Annotated in this window: 15 protein-coding genes; 4 read left to right on the plus strand and 11 right to left on the minus strand. The window is 75.3% G+C overall.

The features are described 5' to 3' along the window. Positions 1-3 precede the first annotated feature (3 nt). Positions 4-2,535: a right-handed parallel beta-helix repeat-containing protein gene (locus tag ACFZAU_RS38240; RefSeq protein ID WP_500556033.1), complete on the plus strand. Its 2,532-nt coding sequence runs from the start codon at positions 4-6 to the stop codon at positions 2,533-2,535. 273 nt (positions 2,536-2,808) lie between these two features. Here the strand turns inward: ACFZAU_RS38240 and ACFZAU_RS38245 are convergent, their stop codons facing one another. After that, positions 2,809-4,581: an MOSC domain-containing protein gene (locus ACFZAU_RS38245; RefSeq protein ID WP_500556034.1), complete on the minus strand. Its 1,773-nt coding sequence runs from the start codon at positions 4,579-4,581 to the stop codon at positions 2,809-2,811. Positions 4,582-4,780: 199 nt separating this feature from the next. Here ACFZAU_RS38245 and ACFZAU_RS38250 point away from each other — a divergent pair, with 199 nt between their 5' ends. After that, entirely contained in the window at positions 4,781-5,518 is a 738-nt protein-coding gene (locus tag ACFZAU_RS38250) for a GNAT family N-acetyltransferase (RefSeq protein ID WP_499610058.1), read from the plus strand. Positions 5,519-5,705: 187 nt separating this feature from the next. Here the strand turns inward: ACFZAU_RS38250 and ACFZAU_RS38255 are convergent, their stop codons facing one another. Further along, on the minus strand, positions 5,706-6,761 hold the full coding sequence (locus tag ACFZAU_RS38255) for a sulfite oxidase (protein WP_500556046.1): 1,056 nt from the start codon (positions 6,759-6,761) through the stop codon (positions 5,706-5,708). 111 nt (positions 6,762-6,872) lie between these two features. Further along, positions 6,873-8,174 (minus strand): GAF domain-containing protein, encoded by a 1,302-nt coding sequence (locus tag ACFZAU_RS38260; protein WP_500556035.1) that lies wholly within the window; start codon positions 8,172-8,174, stop codon positions 6,873-6,875. A 173-nt stretch (positions 8,175-8,347) separates the two neighbouring features. Here ACFZAU_RS38260 and exaC point away from each other — a divergent pair, with 173 nt between their 5' ends. Together exaC and ACFZAU_RS38270 are read left to right on the plus strand one after the other, a co-directional pair. Continuing rightward, the gene (gene exaC, locus ACFZAU_RS38265) at positions 8,348-9,871 is read left to right on the plus strand and encodes an acetaldehyde dehydrogenase ExaC (protein ID WP_500556036.1); all 1,524 of its coding nucleotides are present in this window, start codon (positions 8,348-8,350) and stop codon (positions 9,869-9,871) included. A gap of 109 nt (positions 9,872-9,980) precedes the next feature. Further along, the gene (locus ACFZAU_RS38270; RefSeq protein WP_500556037.1) at positions 9,981-10,424 is read left to right on the plus strand and encodes an SRPBCC family protein; all 444 of its coding nucleotides are present in this window, start codon (positions 9,981-9,983) and stop codon (positions 10,422-10,424) included. A gap of 93 nt (positions 10,425-10,517) precedes the next feature. Here ACFZAU_RS38270 and ACFZAU_RS38275 read toward each other — a convergent pair whose 3' ends face one another. The 8 genes from ACFZAU_RS38275 to ACFZAU_RS38310 form a co-directional block, all read right to left on the minus strand. Then, on the minus strand, positions 10,518-11,870 hold the full coding sequence (locus ACFZAU_RS38275; protein ID WP_500556038.1) for an aldehyde dehydrogenase family protein: 1,353 nt from the start codon (positions 11,868-11,870) through the stop codon (positions 10,518-10,520). Positions 11,871-11,898: 28 nt separating this feature from the next. Further along, the gene (locus ACFZAU_RS38280) at positions 11,899-13,656 is read right to left on the minus strand and encodes an asparagine synthetase B family protein (RefSeq protein ID WP_500556039.1); all 1,758 of its coding nucleotides are present in this window, start codon (positions 13,654-13,656) and stop codon (positions 11,899-11,901) included. A 77-nt stretch (positions 13,657-13,733) separates the two neighbouring features. After that, positions 13,734-14,240 (minus strand): hypothetical protein, encoded by a 507-nt coding sequence (locus ACFZAU_RS38285; protein WP_500556040.1) that lies wholly within the window; start codon positions 14,238-14,240, stop codon positions 13,734-13,736. A gap of 136 nt (positions 14,241-14,376) precedes the next feature. After that, on the minus strand, positions 14,377-15,219 hold the full coding sequence (locus ACFZAU_RS38290) for a hypothetical protein (RefSeq protein WP_500556041.1): 843 nt from the start codon (positions 15,217-15,219) through the stop codon (positions 14,377-14,379). Position 15,220: 1 nt separating this feature from the next. Beyond that, a complete protein-coding gene (locus ACFZAU_RS38295) occupies positions 15,221-16,312 on the minus strand; it encodes a hypothetical protein (RefSeq protein WP_500556042.1) in 1,092 nt (363 codons plus the stop codon). After that, the gene (locus ACFZAU_RS38300; protein WP_500556043.1) at positions 16,309-17,352 is read right to left on the minus strand and encodes a hypothetical protein; all 1,044 of its coding nucleotides are present in this window, start codon (positions 17,350-17,352) and stop codon (positions 16,309-16,311) included. The genes ACFZAU_RS38295 and ACFZAU_RS38300 overlap by 4 nt, the downstream gene beginning before the upstream one ends. Next, positions 17,349-18,086 carry a cupin domain-containing protein gene (locus ACFZAU_RS38305; protein WP_500556044.1) on the minus strand — a complete coding sequence of 246 codons (738 nt, stop codon included), beginning with the start codon at positions 18,084-18,086 and terminating at the stop codon, positions 17,349-17,351. The genes ACFZAU_RS38300 and ACFZAU_RS38305 overlap by 4 nt, the downstream gene beginning before the upstream one ends. A gap of 109 nt (positions 18,087-18,195) precedes the next feature. Next, positions 18,196-18,643, minus strand: a 448-nt coding sequence (locus ACFZAU_RS38310) for a carboxylate-amine ligase (RefSeq protein WP_500556045.1), incomplete at its 5' end; no start/stop codon positions are given.

The following is an 18,643-nucleotide window of genomic DNA, read 5'->3' on the forward strand; positions in this document are numbered from 1 at the left end:
AACATGACGCGTCACACCGTGGCACCGAAAGGACAGGGTGGCCGGGGGACCTTCCACCGGATCGCCGACGCGGTGCGCGCCGCCGCCCCCGGCGACGTGGTGGTGATCGCCCCGGGCACCTGGACCGAGGCCGTGGTGCTGGACCGCGCCGTCGTGCTCACGGCGGAGCACGGCCGGGGGAGCGTCGTGCTGGCCGCTCCGCCGGGGGACCGGCCCGCGCTGACCGTCGACGGGCCGGACTGCGCCGTGCACGGCGTCACCGTGTGGGGCGCCGACGACGGGGCCCCCGCGATCGCCGTCTCGCCGGGCGCCGGACTGGTGCTGGAGGACTGCGCCGTCGAGGGCGGCCGGGTCCAGGCCCGCGGCCCGGAGGACGAGGAGAGCGGGACGACCGCCCTGATCCTGCGGCGGTGCCGCCTCGAGCGGGCCCGGCTGGCCGGCCTGCACCTGGCCGGCGCGGTCCGCGCCCGGGCCGAGGACACCAGTATCACGGGGGTCGACGGCACGGGCGTCGTCCTCTCCGGCAAGGCCCGGCTGGACGCGGCCCGCCTGCGCCTGGACCGTACGACCGGCTCCGGTGTCCGGCTGCGCGGCAGCGCGCGCCTGAAGCTCGCCGACTCCACGCTGACCGGCACCGGCCGGGCCGGGCTGCTGCTGGAGGAGGCCGCCGAGGCCACGGCCGGCGAACTGCGGATCGAGTCGCCCGGCGCGGCCGGTGTGCACGTCACCGGCACGGCGCGCGCCGAGCTCACCGACTGCCGGATCCGCGGGGCGTCGGCCAGCGGTGTCGTCGTCCAGGACAACGGGGTGCTGAACGCCCACGGCTGCGCCGTCGCGGACGCCGGCGCCAACGGGCTGCTGATCACGGGCGCCGCGCAGGCCCGGCTCGCGGACTGCCGGATCGATCGCAGCGCCTTCAGCGCCGTCCACCTCTCCGGCACCGCCACCGGCCGGCTGACCGACTGCCTCGTCCGTGACGGAGCCGAGCACGGCGTCCACGCGGCGGGCGAGGCCCGCCTCGAACTGGCCGACTGCGGGATCAGGAACGTCGCCATGACCGGCGTCGCCGTGGCCGAGCAGGCCGTGGCGACGGTCACCGGCTGCCGCATCGACGACGTGGCAACGGGCATCGGCGTCGGCTCGACGTCCGAGAGCCGCGTCGAGCACACCACGGTCACCGGGACCAAGGACATCGGGGTGCAGGTCGCGACCGGCGGCACCGCGGTCCTCACCGGCATCCGGATCACCGGGAGCGGCGCGGCGGGTGTCGTCGTCGACAAGGGCGCCGAGGCCACCCTCAACGGCGGCTCGCTCGAGGACTGCGCCGGCTCCGGCGTCGTCGTGTGGACCGGCGCCCGCTCCACGGTCGCGGACCTGCGCATCGACCGGCCCGCCAAGAACGGCGTCTTCCTCGCCGAGGGCGCCGCCGGCACCTTCACCTCCCTGGAGGTCTCCGGCTCCGGCTTCCCCGCGCTCCACGTGGGCACGGGCGCGGACCCCGTCTTCCGGCACTGCCGGATCCGCGCCTGCGCGGACGCGCTCGGCACCGACGAGGGCGCCGCGCCGGAGCTCGACGACTGCACCGCCGACGGCGTGCCGCTGACCTTCGGCGAACCCGCGGCCACCCCGGCGGTGCCCGCCGCACCGGGCGCCCCCGCCGCACCGCCCGCGACGACGCGCCCCGCGGCCGGCGGCGACGAGCAGGACGTGCCCGAGGAGAGCCTGGAGGACCTGCTGGGCGAGCTGAACGCCCTCGTCGGCCTCGACCGCGTCAAGCACGACGTCGGCTCGCTGGTGAAGCTGATGCAGACCGTCCGTCGCCGCGAGGAGGCCGGGCTGCCCGCCCCGCCGCTCAGCCGGCACCTGATCTTCGCGGGCAACCCCGGCACCGGCAAGACCACCGTGGCCCGCCTCTACGGCCGGCTCCTGAAGGCCCTCGGACTGCTGCGCGAGGGCCACCTGGTGGAGGTCGACCGTACGGCCCTGGTCGGCGAGTACGTCGGCCACACCGGCCCGAAGACCACCGCCGCGTTCAACCGGGCCCTCGGCGGTGTGCTCTTCATCGACGAGGCCTACACCCTGGCCCCCGTCGGAGCCGGCAACGACTTCGGCACGGAGGCCGTCGCCACCCTGGTCAAGCTGATGGAGGACCACCGCGACGACGTCGTTGTGATCGCCGCCGGCTACCCCGGCGACATGGACCGCTTCATCAGCTCCAACCCGGGCCTGTCCTCCCGCTTCGGCCGCACGCTGCTCTTCGAGGACTACGCGGCCGACGAACTGGTCTCGATCGTCGAGTACCAGGCCACGGAGCACCAGTACGAACTCACCCCCACCGCCCGCGAGGAGCTCACCCGCCTCTTCGAGCTGCTCCCGCGCGGCGAGGGCTTCGGCAACGGCCGCTCCGCACGCCAGATGTTCCAGGAGATGACCGAACGCCAGGCGCAGCGCGTCGCCGAACTCGACGACCCGACCGCGGACCAGCTCATGTCCCTGGAGACCCAGGACCTCCCGCAGCCCGCCGTCCGCGGCTGACCGCGGGGCCGTCGGCCGCGGTCCGGTCTGCGGCGCGGGTCGGGCGCGCCTGCATCGTGGCCACCACCTGCTCCCGGGCGTGACGGCGTGCGGCGGCGGGCCTGCAGTCGAGGACGAGGACCGGCCCCAGCCAGGCCCGGCCCCACACGAGCAGCCCATGGGCGAGACCGGACGGTTCGGCGAGGCCGACCCGCTGGTTCTGAGGCCGGTCACGCGGCCATGCCCCAGGAGGTCGTGCGGCCCCGGCCGGGGCCGCACCACTGTGTCAGGGGCCTACAGGTCCAGGACCAGGTCCGTGCGCGGTTGCGAGCAGCAGATGAGGGCGTTGCCCGCGGCGGGTTCGTCGACGGGCTCCGGGGCGTACGCGACACCCCCGGTCAGGACCGGGGTCTCGCAGGTGTGGCAGACGCCGGTGCGGCACGACCAGCGGGTCGGTACGTCGCACGCCTCGGCGAGTTCGAGGAGCGTGCCGTACGCCGGGTGCCAGGGGACGCTGAGGCCGCTGCGGGCGAAGGACACCGAGGGCCCGGTCGGCTCGCCGGGCGGGGCGGTGGGCGCGTGCGGGGGCCGGGCCGTCGCATCGACCACGCCCGGGTTGATCGAGGACAGCGCGCCGAAGGTCTCGGTGTGCACGCGGTCCGCGGACAGTCCCCCCGCGGTCAGCGCCTCCGCCATGTCGTCCATGAAGGCCTGCGGTCCGCAGACGTACGCGTCGGCGTCCGGCGGCAGCTCCAGCGCCGCGATGCGCGCCGCGTCGAGCCGGCCCGCCCCGGTGTAGTCCGCGCCCGCGCGGTCGCCCTCACGCGGCCTGCTGTACGCGATGTAGGCGTGCGCGCCCGCCAGCTTCCCCACCAGGGCCCGGGACTCCGCCGCGAACGGATGGTTCTCGCCGTCGCGCGCCACGTGCAGCCACCACACCTCGCGCCGCCCGCAGGCGTCGGCCAGCGCGTACAGCATCGCCATCACCGGCGTCGCGCCCACCCCCGCGGACAGCAGCACCACCGGCGTGTCGCCCTCGCCGAGGACGAAGGTGCCGCGCGGCGCGGCGACGTCCAGCAGGTCGCCCTCCCGCACGTGCCGCCGCAGGAAGCCGCTGCCCGCGCCGTGCGGCTCCTGCTTGACGCTGATCCGGTACTCTGCCGTGCCCGGCCGCCCCGACAGGGAGTACGTGCGGATCAGCGGCGGCCCCTCGGGGTCGGGCCGCATCCGTACGGTGAGGAACTGCCCCGGCATCCCGGCCGGCAGCGGGCTGCCGTCCTGCGCGGCCAGCGTGAGGGAGAAGATGCTGCTGCTCTCGTCCCGGACCCGGGCCACCCGCAGCGGGCGGAAGCCCGGCCACGCCGGGGGAGGGGCCGCCGCCCCGGTCAGGCCGGGGTTCCCCGCCGGGCCGCCGCCGTCGCCCGCCGGGCTGTCGAGCAGCGCCCGCATCGAGGCCTGCCACCCCGGGCTGAGCGCGGGGATGCGCAGGGCGCGTTCGACCTGCTCCCGAGGGTGCCCGGGCAGGTACAGCAGGGCGTCGATGTCGGCGACCGTCATGGCCTCCGGCCCCGTCCCGAGCTTGACGATCTCGTCGCCCGCGGTGACCTCGCCCTCCTCCAGGACGCGGAGGTAGAAGCCGGGGCGCCGGTGGGCCACCAGCAGCGCGGCCATCCTGGGCTCCGCCATGCGCATCCCGACCCGGTAGCAGGTCACCCGCGGCTGCGTGACCTCGAAGACGGCGCCGCCGATGCGGTACCGGTCGCCGATGCACACCTCGTCGTCGGGCAGCCCGTCCACGGTGAAGTTCTCGCCGAACTGGCCGAAGGACAGGTCGTCCCGGCCGAGTTCCTTCCGCCAGTGGCGGTACGAGTCCAGCTGGTACACCAGCACCGCCCGCTGCTCGCCGCCGTGCCCGCCGAGGTCGCCCTGCCCGTCGCCGTCGATGTTGAGCCGCCGGACCATGCGGGGGCCCGAAACGGGTTCCTTCCAGACGCCCGTGTACGTCGTCCGGCCGTGCCACTGCACGTTCTTCGGCATACCGACGCTGACGGCGACCAGTGTGGCCATGCGCCATCTCCCTCGTAGCGCGAGCCCCCCGCCTCCCGGCCACGCTATTACGCCGCCCGTGCCGCGCAACCCGGCCGGGGCTCCGCGACCGGCAGCACCGGGGGCGGGAGATCGGCCCGGCCGGGATTGCGGGCGGGGCCGACGGTGTTGACCCACCCGACAGCGCCGGTCCCACGATGGACGGAGAACCGCACCACCCATGTCCACCACCGTTGATCACGCCCAGCCCGCCGAGCCCGCCCCCCACGGTGCCGCGGCCGCCCACCTGGACAACCCCGTGTGGGCCGCGCTCACCGGCCCGCACTCCCGCTTCGCCGAGGTCCACGGCCGCGCCGCCCGCTACCGGACCGACGTGTCCCTCTTCGCGGGCCTGGCCGACCCGGCCGACCGCGCCGCCTGGGACGACCTGGCCGAGCTGCTCGGGCCCGGCGGCACCGCCCTGGTCACCGGCTCACCGGTGGTCCCCGACGACTGGGAGGTCGTGGAGGGCGGTGAGGGTGTGCAGATGGTCGACACCGCGCTCCGCGCCGAGCACGCCCCGGAGGCCGTACGGCTCGGCCCCGGCGACGTCGACGACGTGATGGACCTGGTGTCCCGGACCCGGCCCGGGCCCTTCCTGCCGAACACCCTCGAACTCGGCACGTACCTGGGGATCCGGGAGGGCGGGCGGCTGATCGCGATGGCCGGGGAGCGCATCCAGCCGCCGGGCTGGACCGAGATCAGCGCCGTCTGCACCGACCCCGCCCACCGCGGCCGCGGCCTGGCGACCCGCCTGGTGAGCGCCGTCGCCGCGGGCATCAAGGAGCGCGGTGACACCCCGGTGCTGCACGCCGCCGCGAGCAACACCAACGCGCTGCGGCTGTACGGGTCGATCGGCTTCACCCTCCGTCGCCGCACCCTGTTCCTGCTGGTCCGCGCGCCGCGAACGCAGGGCTAGGCGTACTCGGCCGGGAGGTGCCCCCACCGCCCGGAGGGCGGACCCCCGGCGCGGCCCGAGGTGGCCTCCTGGGACCATGACGCATGGCTGACGACAACCCGGGTCCCGCCCCGATGCCCTCAGCCCCCTGCCCCACGACGCCGTCGACTGGCTCGCCTTCGACGGGTGACCCCGCGGCGCGCGGACCTCAGGCGCCGGCCGCCAGGCAGACCACCGGGACGCGCTGGACGAGGTTGTTCGCGAAGCCGCCGCGGTTCCAGGGCTGTTCCAGCGGCTGCGTGTGGCCCTCCGCGTCGGTGGCGCGGACGCTGAGCACGTGCCGGCCGGGCGTGGCGTCCCAGGTGGTGTGCCAGTGCCGCCACGCCCAGGGGTGGTGGCCCGCGTCGTCCATCTCGGCCGCGTGCCAGGTGCGGCCGCCGTCCGTGCTCGTCTCGACGCCGACAACCGGCGCGCGGCCCGACCACGCCCGGCCCTCCAGACGCTGCGGTCCCGGCCGGACGACGCGGGTGCGCGTCATGAAGTCGGGGAAGCCGGGCGGCACCATGAGCGCGCGCGGCGCGATGCGGGTCACCGGCTCGCCGGGTTCGTCGGGCTCCTGCCGGATGCGGTACGCCACGGCCTGCTGGAAACCGGTGAACGGGGTGTCCGTGAGCGTGATGTCGCGCAGCCACTTCACGTGCGCCATGCCGTACCAGCCGGGGACGACCAGGCGGACGGGGTGACCGTGCTGCGGCGGGAGGGGCGCGCCGTTCATCGCGTACGCCACCAGGACCTCGGGGTCCCCGGCGGTGGCGGCCTCCACCGTGAGCGAGCGCTGGTAGTCCTGCTCGACCCCCCGCTCCACACCGTGGTCGGCGCCGGTGAAGACCGCCTCGACGGCGCCGGGTGCCACGCCCGCCTCGTCCAGCAGGACGCGCAGCGGCACACCCGTCCAGTCGGCGGTGCCCACCGCCTCGTTCAGCCAGGGCTGGCTGACCGGGCGCGGGGTCAGCCCGGCCCGGCCGTTGCCGGCGCACTCCATGGTGACCCGGTGCGTGACGGCCGGGTAGCGGCGCAGGTCGTCCACGGACAGTTCCAGCGGGGTGCGGACCTTGCCGCCGACGGTCAGCCGCCACGTCGCGGCGTCGGCCGGCGGGATGTCGAAGTGGACCAGCACGTAGTGCAGGCCGGGTGGGGTGACGTCGTAGCGCAGGGCCTCCAGGGGCAGCGCGTGGTTGCGGGCCGCCAGGCCCAGTTCGTCCATGCCGATGCCCTCGGCCGGGTCGGCCAGCCGGGACGCGGCGCTCACGTGCGCGATGTTCGGATCATCCACCCCACCAGTGTGCCCCTACGGGTACCGGGCGGTTCCCGCAGGTCACAGCCGGGCGCGGTCCAGGAGCGCGCGCAGCACGGGACGCCGGGGCGATTCGCGGGGCAGGGTGCGCAGCGCGGTCTGGAGGAGGTCGACGTCGTGGCGGTTGCCGGGCCGCTCCAGCCAGTCGAGGAGCAGTCTGACGTCGCCGCGGTCGCGCAGGGCGCGGCGCAGCGCGCAGTGCAGTTCCTCGCGTGCGTCGACGATGGCGGGGGCGCCGGAGGCGGGCAGCAGCGCCCCGGGGTAGCGGGCCAGGGCCCGGCGGTGGGCGCCGCGGGAGAGCAGCGCGCGGACCTCGTCGGCGTCCGTGGCGGCCGGCAGCAGCAGCCGGTACGGGCGCGAGCCCAGTACCTGCGGGCCGAGCAGCCTGCGCAGCCGCGACATCTCCGCCCGCATGGTGACCCGCGCGGACTCGTGCTCGTGCAGCCGGGCGGCGAGCGCGTCGGCGCCCAGCCCCCGCGGATGCCGGGCCAGCAGGAAGACGATCTCCGAGTGCCGCGGGCTCAGTTCGACCGTCCCGTACGGGGAGGTCAGCAGCGCACGGTCCCGCGCCAGCACCTCCAGCCGGGCCCCTCCCGCCGAAGCCCCCGGTGCCGCCTGCGCCGGGGCGGCCGGGAGCACGCCGCGCAGCCGCAGCAGCCGCAGTTCCGCCTCGGCCGCCGCCACGGTGGCCCGTACGAGGGCCAGGGCGTGCGGCGCCGCGATGTGGTCGCCGCCGGTCAGGTCGATCACGCCGATCACCGCGCCGGTGTCCGGGTCGCGGACCGGGGCGGCGGAGCAGCTCCACGGGTGCACCGGACGGATGAAGTGCTCGCCCGCGTAGATCTGCAGGGGCCGGCCGAGGGCGACCGCGGTTCCGGGGGCGTTGGTGCCGGCCGCGTCCTCCGCCCATTCGGCGCCCGCGACGAAGCCGATCCGCTCGGCCCGCGCCGCCAGCCCCGGCGTGCCCTCGACCCACAGCAGCCGCGCGTGCTCGTCGCCGACCGCCACCAACTGGTCGCTGTCCTGGGCCGGTTCGACGAGCAGGCTGCGCACCACGGGCAGCACCGCCGCCATCGGGTGCTGCCGCCGGTAGTCCCGCAGCTCCGCGGCGCCGAGGCCGGGGGAGCGGGGGCCGTCGGCCTCCGGGTCCACGCCGCGGCTGAGCGAACGCTGCCAGGAGTCACGGACGACGTCACGGACCGGCCGCGGCGGACGTCCCGTCGAGAGGAACTCCTCGTGGGCGCGCGCCACGTCCCGCCGCAGGAGGTCCGGATCGGTCCCCGGCGGCCAGGCCGCGTAGGACGCCGCGTACGAGACTGTCATGGCCGGCCCCCCGGGTTGGCACGGACCGGTGCCCGGCGGCACCGGGTGGGGTGCTGCCGAGTGTAGTTCCGTGGTGGCGCTCCGCCGCAACCCTGTTGCAACCTTGCGCCTCCTACGGTCCCCCCAACCGCCGTCCGCGACGGAGCGGGCGGCTCGCAATGGGAGGCCGCCCCATGACCCGGTACGCCAACCCCGGTTCCGACGACGCGATCGTGCAGTACCAGTCCCGCTACGACCACTGGATCGGCGGCGAGTACGTGCCGCCCGCCCGCGGCGAGTACTTCGGCAACCCGACCCCGGTCACCGGCGAGATCTTCACCGAGGTCGCCCGCGGCACCGCCGAGGACGTCGACCGGGCCCTCGACGCCGCCCACGCGGCCGCGCCGGCGTGGGGCCGTACGTCGGTGACCGAGCGGGCCACCATCCTGAACAGGATCGCGGACCGCATGGAGGCGCACCTGGAGGAACTGGCCGTCGCCGAGAGCTGGGAGAACGGCAAGCCGGTCCGGGAGACCCTCGCCGCCGACATCCCGCTGGCCATCGACCACTTCCGCTACTTCGCCGGCGCCATCCGCGCGCAGGAGGGCAGCCTCGCCGAGATCGACGACGACACCGTCGCCTACCACTTCCACGAGCCCCTGGGCGTCGTCGCGCAGATCATCCCGTGGAACTTCCCGATCCTGATGGCGACGTGGAAGCTCGCCCCGGCCCTCGCCGCGGGCAACGCCGTCGTCATCAAGCCCGCCGAGCAGACCCCGGCCTCCCTCCACGTCTGGATGAGCCTGATCGCCGACCTGCTGCCGCCCGGCGTCGTCAACATCGTCAACGGCTTCGGCGTCGAGGCCGGGAAGCCGCTCGCCTCCAGCCCTCGCGTCGCCAAGGTGGCCTTCACCGGTGAGACCACCACCGGCCGGCTGATCATGCAGTACGCCTCGCAGAACCTGAAGCCCGTCACCCTGGAGCTGGGCGGCAAGAGCCCCAACATCTTCTTCGACGACGTCTCCGCCGCCGACGACGACTTCTACGACAAGGCGCTCGAGGGCTTCACGATGTTCGCCCTCAACCAGGGCGAGGTCTGCACCTGCCCGTCCCGGGCGCTGATCCAGGGCGGCCACTACAACGCCTTCCTGGAGGCGGCCGTCACCCGCACCGAGAAGATCGTCCAGGGCCACCCGCTGGACACCGCCACCATGATCGGCGCCCAGGCCTCCAACGACCAGCTGGAGAAGATCCTCTCCTACTTCGACATCGGCCAGCAGGAGGGCGCCAAGGTCCTCACCGGCGGCGAACGCGCCGAACTCGGCGGCGAACTGGCCGGCGGCTACTACGTCCGCCCGACCATCCTCGAGGGCGACAACCGCATGCGAGTCTTCCAGGAGGAGATCTTCGGCCCCGTCGTCGCCGTCACCTCCTTCGGCGACTTCGACGACGCCATCGCCACCGCCAACGACACCCTCTACGGCCTCGGCGCCGGCGTCTGGACCCGCGACGGCAGCACCGCCTACCGCGCCGGCCGCGCCATCCAGGCGGGCCGCGTCTGGACCAACTGCTACCACGCCTACCCGGCGCACGCCGCCTTCGGCGGCTACAAGCAGTCGGGCATCGGCCGCGAGACGCACAAGATGATGCTCGACCACTACCAGCAGACCAAGAACCTCCTGGTCTCCTACTCGCCGAAGAAGCTCGGCTTTTTCTAGGAACAGCCGCCGGGGTGGCGTGAAAAAGGTAGCGGAGGACCGATGAGTTACGGGACCGGCCCCCGTCTACCGTGCGACGACCCGACAAGAGCGAGACAGGGAGCACGCGATGACCACGGAACACACGACGGGCGAGGGCTTCTCCTACACGTTGGAGCGCACGCTGGAGGCCCCCGTGTCCGCGGTGTGGAGCGCCTGGACCACCGCGGAGGAGTACCAGCAGTGGTCCTACGCAGCCCCCGGTTCCGTCGAGATGGACGCGCGGCCGGGCGGGGCGTGGAAGGCGACGATGGTCACCCCGGACGGCGGGGAGTTCCCGCTGACCGGCTCGTACGTCGAGGTCGAGGAGAACCGGCGTCTGGTGTACGGCATGGACGTGCACGGGAGGAGCGAGCCGGTGCTCATGACCGTCGAGCTCGCCGGGCAAGGTGACGGCGGGACGCGGATCGTGGTGTCCCAGACCTGCGACACCGCCGACGAGCGGGACCTCGCCGAGCAGGGCACCACGATGCTCCTGGACAGCCTGACGGCCTTCCTGAAGACCGCGGGCTGACACCTCGCGCACCGCCCGTCCCGGGCACACGCGCAGCGGCCCGGCACCCCCCCCTTGGCGGGGTGCCGGGCCGCGGCGGTCTGTGGGGTCGCGTCAACTCCCCCCGTACAGGCGAGCGGTGACGGCCTTGGGACGCTGGTACTCGTGCAGGGCCAGGGTGCTCAGGTCCGTGCCGTGGCCGGAGGCGCCACGGCCGCCGTGCGGGAGTTCGGCGGTCTGCACGAGGTGGCAGTTGAGCCAGACCTCGCCAGCGTCCAGGCGCCCGGCGAGGTCGAGGCCCGTGGCCAGGTCCCGGGTCCACACGGACGCCGCCAGGGCCTGCGGGACACCGCCGGCCAGTGCCAGGGCCGCGTCCACGTCCGCCGCCCGCTGCACGGTGAGCAGCGGGCCGAAGACCTCCTCCACCACCGCCGGGTCGTCGTCGGGGAGGTCGGCGAGGACCCGGGCGGGACGCCAGAGGCCGTTCTCCTCGCCGGGCCCCGGGGCGACGCCCGCCGCGACGTTCCGCCCGGCGGCGGAGGCCTTGACCAGGCCGTCGTAACGGGCCGTCTGGTCGGGGTTGTTGAGCGGGCCGAAGTCCCTGCCCGCCAGACGTTCCCCCATCGCGGCGGCCAGGCGTTCCACCGCCTCCTCGTGGTTCTCCCGCAGCGTGATGACCCGGGCCGGCGCCGCGCAGCTCTGCCCGGCGTTGTAGGTGCAGGCCCGGGCCAGCTCCGTCCAGGTGTCCTCAGGCGCGTCGGAGAGGACCAGGACCGGGGCGTTCCCACCGAGTTCGAGACTGACGCGGCGTCCCGCGGCACGTGCCGCCACGTCGGCGCCGGCGGCGGCGCTGCCGGTGAACGCGACCATGTCGACGTCGGCCTCGACCAGCAGCCGGCCGGTCCGCCGGTCGCCCGGGACGGCCGTGAGGACGGCGGGGCCGAGCGCCTCGGCGGCGTGCTCCGCCAGGAACTCCAGGGTGTCGGGGGTGGTCTCCGCGGGCTTGGCCACCACCGTGTTGCCGGCGGCGAGAGCGGGCGCGCAGCGCCAGGCGGCCATCATCAGCGGGTAGTTCCAGGGCACGACGACACCGACGACGCCGACCGGCTCCCGGCGCACCCAGCTCTCGTGCCCCGCGACCAGCCGTCCGGCGGCCGGTGCCGACTGGGTGCGGACGGCGGAGGCGAAGAAGCGGAAGAGGTCGGCGACCTGCTCCACCTCTCCCGCCGTCTCGGAGAGAGGTTTCCCCGTCCCCGCGGCCTCCCGGGCGACGTAGGAGTCCGCGTGCTCCTCCACCAGTGCCGCCAGCCGCTCCAGCCGCCGGGACCGCTCCCTGGGGGTGAGCCCGCGCCAGCCCGGCAGCGCCGCGCGGGCCGCCGCGACCGCGGACCGCACCTCGCCCTCGCGTGCCACGGCTGAACTGCCCCGGACACGGCCGGTGCGGGGGTCGATGAGGGTGGTGTTCACCGGGTGGTCGCCTCCATCGGGGATTCGTTCACAGGTCGTACGCCCGGAGCCACAGCTCCAGCGTGAGCACCAGCCACAACTTCCCGCCCTGCCGGGGGAGCAGCGTGCCCTCCCCGCGCAGCCAGGTCCGGACGGTGCCGGGGCGGAACAACCCGCGCTGACGGGCGGCCCGGCCCAGCAGCAGGTCGCCGCCCAGCTCGCGCAGCGGGCCGCCGAGCCACTGCTGCACCGGGACCCGCATGCCGCTCTTGGGCCGGTCCACGACGGTGGCGGGCAGCAGGTCCCGTACGGCCTCCTTGAGCACCCACTTCTCCGCCGTGCCCCGCAGCTTGAGCCCGGGAGGGGTGGCGAAGGCGTGGTCCACCACGCGCCGGTCGAAGAGCGGCGCACGGCCCTCGATCCCCTGCGCGGCGGTGAGCCGCTCGACCTTGGTGAGGATGTGGTGCGCGCCCTTGGTCCGCAGGTTGCAGTGGAGCAACTGGTTGAGCAGGTGCGTCATCCGGCCGGGGCCCGTCAGGTAGGGCTCGACGAAGCGCTGCGGGGCCGGCGCGGACTCCAGCGCGGACAGCGCGTCGGGGGTCAGCAGCTCCGGGAGGTCGGTCCAGCACTTGCGGTAGGACCGCAGGTAGGCGGTGGCCCGGTCCTCCCACCAGGGCTCGTCGCGGGCTCCCGGGGCGCAGGCGTGCATCTCCTGCACCAGCATCGGGAGGTTCTTCGGCCCGCCGAACACCGGGTCGCCGCCCTCGCCGTTCAGGACGACCTCCAGCCCGTCCCCGGCGACGGCCTCGGCCAGCAGCAGGTTCGGCACCGTCAGCGGGTCCCCGACCGGGCTGTCGAGCAGGGCCGCGGTGCCGGCGAGACGGGCGGCGACCGCCTCGCCGGAGACCGTCAGCACCCGGTGGCGGGTCTGGCAGTGGGCGGCCACGAGTGCCGAGTAGCCCAGCTCGTTGGGGAGTTCGTCGCCGAAACTGATGGAGTAGGTGCGGACCGGCTGCCCGTGCAGCTTCGCGGCGAGCGCCGTGACGAGCGAGCTGTCGATCCCGCCGGAGAGCAGGACGCCGACGGACTCCGCCTCGGGCAGCCGCCGCGCGGTGGCGTCCTCGAGGAGGGCGCGCAGCGTGAGGACGGGGTCGCCGGATCCGCCGGGCGTCTCCCGGGGCTCCCAGTGCACGGTCTCGGTCACGGTCCCGTCGGCCGCCAGCCGCAGCACCCGGCCGGGGAGCACCTCGCGCACGCCCTCCAGCAGGGTCTCGTCACCCGGCAGATAGGCGAAGGTGAGGAACGAACGGACGGCGGACAGGTTCATCCGGGTGCCCAGCGCCGGCCAGCGGCGCAGGGCCCGCAGGGAGGTGGAGGCCGCCCAGACCCCGGCGGCGCGGGCGTAGAACACGGTGCGCGCGCCGACGTGGTCGCGGATCAGCACGAGGTCGTCGCCGTCGAGGACCGCGAGCACGAACATGCCCTCGGCCAGCGCCACGCCCCGTTCGCCGAGCCGGGCCCAGCAGCGCAGCAGCAGTTCGCCGTCGCTCGTGCCGGCCGGGGCGGGTGCGCCGCCGGCGGCGAGGGCGTCGAGGAGTTCGGCGCGGTTGTGCAGGGTGGCCTCGCCGACGGCCCGCATCCCGTGGGCGTCGAACGGCCCCTGCGCGCGCCCGGGTTCGTCGTGCACGAGGGCCAGCCCCGGCGCGACGGGCGGGGCGCCCATGGCCGTGAGGTGGGCGTCGGCCGGCCCGGGCCGGTCACCGCCGGGCCCGGTCCCCGGCGCGAGGCAGACGCAGAAGCGTGCCATCCGAGAGTCCTTTCCAGTCGCCGCGTACGCGTGCCGGGCGGGTCCGCCCGCCGGCCGCCGGGGTCCGGCCCGCCGGGTCAGCCGAAGTCGTCGTCGCTCCAGCCACCGCCGTCGTCGTCCCAGTCCCCGTCGTCCCAGCCGCCGTCGCCGCCTTCGCCCCCTCCGCCGGACGACGAGCTCTGCGCCTGCCGGCGCAGCTCCTCTTCCTCCTCCGGCGTGAGGCTGAGCGGCGGGAGCTGCGCGGCGCTGATCGCCAGTCCCGCCACCCCGAGGCCGACGAGGGCCGCTCCCATCCGGCCGCCGAAGGACGTCCGGTTCACCGTCAGGGTTTCGCCGCGTCCCCAGAGGGTGCGGCCGTAGCCGATGTCGCGGCCGTAGGTCACCGTGCCGTCGGCGAGCACGCGCTTGACGATCCGGTGGCCCAGCAGTTCGTCGGTCCCGGCGCCGCCCCGGCCGTCGTACCAGTGCACCACCCCGTGCGGGCCGCGCCGGCGCCACTCCTGCCGGCCGTCCTCGTAGGTGCGGTGGACGCTGCGGTCGGCGAGCAGGGTGTCGGTGTAGCCGATCTCGCGGGGGCGGATCATGATCTTCCGTCCTTGGGTCTGCGCTGTCCGGGCATACGGTCCTCGCGTCGTGATCGGGAGGCGGGTCGGGGGCTGCATCGGAGGCTGGGCCGGAGGCCGGATCGGGCCCGGGTGAGAGGGCGGGTTCCGCTGCGGTTCACGCGTCGGGCCAGGTCATGAACCCCGCGGCACGCAGCCCGCGCAGCTCGTCCCGGACGGAGTGTCGGGCCGGCCGCGGACCGCGGGCGAGCCGCAGCAACGCGCGCAGCAGCCGGGCCGGCGGCACCGCGGCGACCTCGGCGAACCGGCCCGCGGCGAGCCACTCGGCCTCCCGCGGCCGCAGGCCCTGCGGCAGCGGCCCGAGCGGCGGTACGGGACGGGGCCCGCGCCCTGACACCAGGCGCATCGCCTCGGCGTGCCGGGGGACGAGCCCGAGCGGGACGACGCGCACCGGCGCCGCTCCCAGCGCCTCGCGCACCCGGCCGGGCAGGGCGATCCCGGAAGGGCTCGCGTCGTGCAGGACGTGCACGGTGGCGTCCCCGGCGCGCTTCAGGGCGTCCACGAGCCGCGCGTCGAGCGGCAGGCCGCCCGCGGCGTCCAGCACGGGGCAGGCGGCCTCCAGGTGCACGTGGTTCGCCAGCAGCATCCGGGCGATGGAACGGTCCTGGCACACCAGCAGCCGGGGCAGCCCGTAGGCGTGGAGGTCGGGTTCCCGGCCGGGACCGCCGATCCCGGCGCCGCCGGCCGGCGCGGCGGGCAGGAGTCCGGCGGGCTCCCTGCCGCGCAGCGCCTCCGTGAAACGGGACAGCCGCAGCGGCGGGGCCGGTGTGCGCGCGACGCGCCGCAGCGGCGCGGGCAGGGGGCGCAGCACACGGCAGGTCTCGTAGTACAGCTGCCGCTCGGTGAAGCGCAGACCCCCGGGAGAGGCGGCACGCCGTCCGGCGACGCCGATCGCCCGCTCCAGCAGCAGCCGGCCGACGGGACGTGTGGGTTCCGGCATGTCAGTTCCCGTCCTCCGCCGCTGCTTCCGGGGACTGCGGCCAGCTCAGGAACCCCGCGGCCACCGCCTCGCGCTGCTCCCGGCCGGCAGCGCCGCGGGCCTCCCGCACGGCCCGTGCGAGGGTGGACTCCAGGGCGGCGGGAGGGACGGCCGCGAGCGGGCTGAACCAACCCTCCATCAGCCAGTCGGCGTGGTCGGGCGCGGCCGGCGCCAGCTCGCGCAGCCACTGCGGGGGGTCCTCCTGCACGTCCTCGGGCGGATCCTCGTGGAGCCGTACGGCCTTGGTGTTGCCGACGACGACGCGGAGCGGCACACCCGCGTCCACGACCACCCGCCGGGGCTCCTGCGCGCGGGCGTCGGCGACCAGCTGGAGACCGCGCAGACCCGCGTCGTGGAGCACGAGCACGGGGCCGGTCCCGGCGAGTTCCCCGAGCCCGGCGGCCAGGGTCAGGTCCAGCCGCGCCGGGAAGTCGTTGGCGACGAGGAAGACGCGGACGGCCGGGTCAGGGCAGAGCACCTCCAGGGTTCCGGACCGCGGCTGCCCGGTGTGCGGGGGTGCGGCGCGGCCCGCTCCGTCGTCGACGATCCCGGGCGGCAGGTGCCCGTACGCCTGCACCCAGTCCCCGCAGATCATGGACTGGAAGTTCCGATGGCTGGGCAGGACGAACGCCTGCGCAGGGGTCCCCGGCAGGTTCCGCGCGGCGAGGGCCGCCCCGTACAGGAAGATCGAGACGGCCGCGGCCAGGACCAGCACGATCCCCGTGTAGGGCCTGCTGTGCACCAGGAAGCCGAGCAGCACCAGCCCGGCGAGGAGCGCCGCTCCGAAGGAGTGGGCGGTCCACGGGGCGATGCTGTTGTCCGGGCTCGCCTCCCGGACGGGGTTGCCGGTCCTCGCCAGGTACCAGAGCTGGGTGACGGTGACGTTGCGGCGGCCACCGTCGGTGGCCTTCTCCACGACGCGGCGGATCCGCGTGTCGTGCATGCCCCTGCCGTGCACCTTGGGGTCGAGGGCGTACGGGCGGCCGCACTTGCCGCAGATGCGGTTGGGACGCTCCTTGCGCAGCAGTGACGCACGGCAGTGGGGGCAGATCACGGTCCCTCCCCGGGCCAGGTCATGAAGCCGAGGTCGGCGGCCCGCCCGCCCCGCGGTGCGTCCTGCGCTTCGGCCGCCCGTTCCGCGGTCCGTTCCGCGGCCCGTTCCGCGGCCCTGGCAACGGCGGCGAGGAGCCTCGCAGGGGCCACCCCGACCAGCGGGAACCCCCAGCCCCGGCCCAGCCAGGTCAGTTGCTCACCGCTGTACTCACCGGTCGCCACCAGCGCCCGCATCACCTCCGGGCCGGGCCTGTCGCCCCGTACCGGCACCGCGCGGTCCAGACCGTACACGGTGCCCAGCGGCAGGCCGATGTCGACGACCCGGCGCCCGGGCAGCGCGGAGCGCACCTGGTGGGGGAGGAGCAGCCCGTCGGCGTCGGCGTCGTGGAGGACCAGGACGGGGCCCGGCCCGGAGGGGGCGGACAGCGCCCCCGGTCCGACGACCAGGGTCAGCCGGTGCCGGGCGGTCAGCCCCGCGGCGTCGAGGAAGACGGCGACGGAGCGGTCGGGGCAGACCAGCACCGGGCCGCCGGCCGCGTAGGGCGTCCGGGGGTAGCGGCTGTCGTCGACCACTCCGGCCGGCAGTGAGCCGTACACCTTCCTCCACTCCTCCAGCGGACCGGTACGGAAGACCTCGCGGGCGAGCCGCGGCCGGCCCCGGCCCACGCCCTTCACCCTCGCGACCACGAAGCCGCCCGCGGCGAGCAGCGCCACCCCGCCGACCGCACCGGAGGCCACGGAGCCCGTGCTCAGCCCGACGAGCCCGGCCACGACTCCCACGACGGCCAGGACGACGCCGCAGCCCACCTCCACCCGGGTGCGGCGCAGCGACGCCCGTGACAGCGCGTACCACAACTGCCCGGACGTGCAGGGGAGTCGTCCGTCCTGGGTCAGGCGCAGGACGATCCGGCGGATCCGGAGGTCGTGCAGCCCCATCGGATTGGTCTTGGGGTCCAGGGCGTAGCGACGTCCGCACTTGCCGCAGACGTTGCGGGGCCGCTCCTTGCGCAGCAGCGAACTCTCGCAGTGCGGGCAGATCACCGGCGGCCCTCCAGTCCCCACGCCACTCGGCGCAGCCGGGCGGCCAGTCGTTCCCGGACTCTGGTGACGCCCGGCCCCCGCACCCGCTGGACCCGCTCGACGTCGCGCAACGCGGCGGCGAGGGCGAGGTAGTCGGTGCGGGCGAGGGTGTCCGTGCGCCCGCCGGGCGGGGCGGTGGCGCGCCGGTCCCCGGCCGCCCTGCGCTCCGCCTCGGCGGCGGTGATCGCGTAGTCCTCGTGGTCGATGCCGAAGCCTGTGTTGGCGGCGAGGAGGGTCAGCGGGGCGGTGCCCCGGTTGGCGAAGGAGTGCGGCACCATCTCCGGGATCCGGATCAACTCGCCCGGGACGAGCGGGACGTCGGTGACCCGGCCGCGTTCGGCGTCGTAGAGCCCGCAGGCCCCGTGACCGAGGCTCAGGACGAAGTGCTCACCGCCGTGCGCGTGCGGGGTGAAGGCGCTGCGCGGGCCGACGACGCCCAGCTTCACGGTGGCGTTGGAGGGACGTTCGGGGGACGTGGCGGCGTCCCCCACGAGGTAGTGGGCGAACTGGCCGTCGTCGATGAACCGCAGGAGGTCCCGTTCGGGCCGTAACTCCCGGGCGCCGTCACGATCGGCGAGGACGACGGAGCCGTCCGGTGCCAGCCGGTACAGCCGCACACCACGCGGCAGCTCCGGCACGTCCCCACGCATGCTGCCGAACAAGCGCGCCTCCCCCAAGTGCCGCTCCGTACGCATGCGTATGGTAAGCCGCCGCTCCGGAACCTGACGAGGTCGCGCGCGGGCCGTCGTCCGGCGCGCGGCCGAACGGCGGGTGAACGGCAGACCGATGACGGGACGTCAGCGCTCAGGCGCGGGTGCGGCGGGCGCAGGCCGCCGTGACCTCGCGGAGGCTTCCGGTGCGGCGGAGCAGCTCGCGCTGGATCTGCGCGCCGTTGCCGGTCTTGAGGAGCGCGGCGAGGGCTTCCTGCGCGGGGATCAGGTCGCCGTTGTCCTCCAGCGCGTCGCGTACGTGGTCGAACAGGGCGCGGACGACGGCCTCGGCCGGGGCCGGCTCCCAGGTCACCGGGTGGAGCAGGCGGCCGCCCAGGCCCTCGCGGGCGGCCTGCCAGGTCGCCAGCCGCAGCAGCGCCACGCCCGGCCCCGACGGCGGCTGTCCGGCCCGCCAGGCGCGGGCCGCGGTCTCCACCAGCGCCCGCACCAGCGTCGCCAGCAGCGCCGTGGAGGACGCGTCCAGGCAGACGTCCGCCACCCGGAACTCGACGGTGGGGTAGGTGTGCGAGAGGCGGGCGTCG

Source organism: Streptomyces sp. NPDC008238 (genome assembly GCF_042956445.1).
GTDB lineage: Bacteria > Actinomycetota > Actinomycetes > Streptomycetales > Streptomycetaceae > Actinacidiphila.

Excerpts from the sequence above, each read along its gene's own strand:
- ACFZAU_RS38240 (WP_500556033.1), top strand. The coding sequence starts at position 4 with ATGACGCGTCACACCGTGGCACCGAAAGGACAGGGTGGCCGGGGGACC.
- ACFZAU_RS38245 (WP_500556034.1), bottom strand. The coding sequence starts at position 4,581 with ATGGCCACACTGGTCGCCGTCAGCGTCGGTATGCCGAAGAACGTGCAG.
- ACFZAU_RS38250 (WP_499610058.1), top strand. The coding sequence starts at position 4,781 with ATGTCCACCACCGTTGATCACGCCCAGCCCGCCGAGCCCGCCCCCCAC.
- ACFZAU_RS38255 (WP_500556046.1), bottom strand. The coding sequence starts at position 6,761 with ATGGACGAACTGGGCCTGGCGGCCCGCAACCACGCGCTGCCCCTGGAG.
- ACFZAU_RS38260 (WP_500556035.1), bottom strand. The coding sequence starts at position 8,174 with ATGACAGTCTCGTACGCGGCGTCCTACGCGGCCTGGCCGCCGGGGACC.
- exaC (WP_500556036.1), top strand. The coding sequence starts at position 8,348 with ATGACCCGGTACGCCAACCCCGGTTCCGACGACGCGATCGTGCAGTAC.
- ACFZAU_RS38270 (WP_500556037.1), top strand. The coding sequence starts at position 9,981 with ATGACCACGGAACACACGACGGGCGAGGGCTTCTCCTACACGTTGGAG.
- ACFZAU_RS38280 (WP_500556039.1), bottom strand. The coding sequence starts at position 13,656 with ATGGCACGCTTCTGCGTCTGCCTCGCGCCGGGGACCGGGCCCGGCGGT.
- ACFZAU_RS38285 (WP_500556040.1), bottom strand. The coding sequence starts at position 14,240 with ATGATCCGCCCCCGCGAGATCGGCTACACCGACACCCTGCTCGCCGAC.
- ACFZAU_RS38290 (WP_500556041.1), bottom strand. The coding sequence starts at position 15,219 with ATGCCGGAACCCACACGTCCCGTCGGCCGGCTGCTGCTGGAGCGGGCG.
- ACFZAU_RS38305 (WP_500556044.1), bottom strand. The coding sequence starts at position 18,086 with ATGCGTACGGAGCGGCACTTGGGGGAGGCGCGCTTGTTCGGCAGCATG.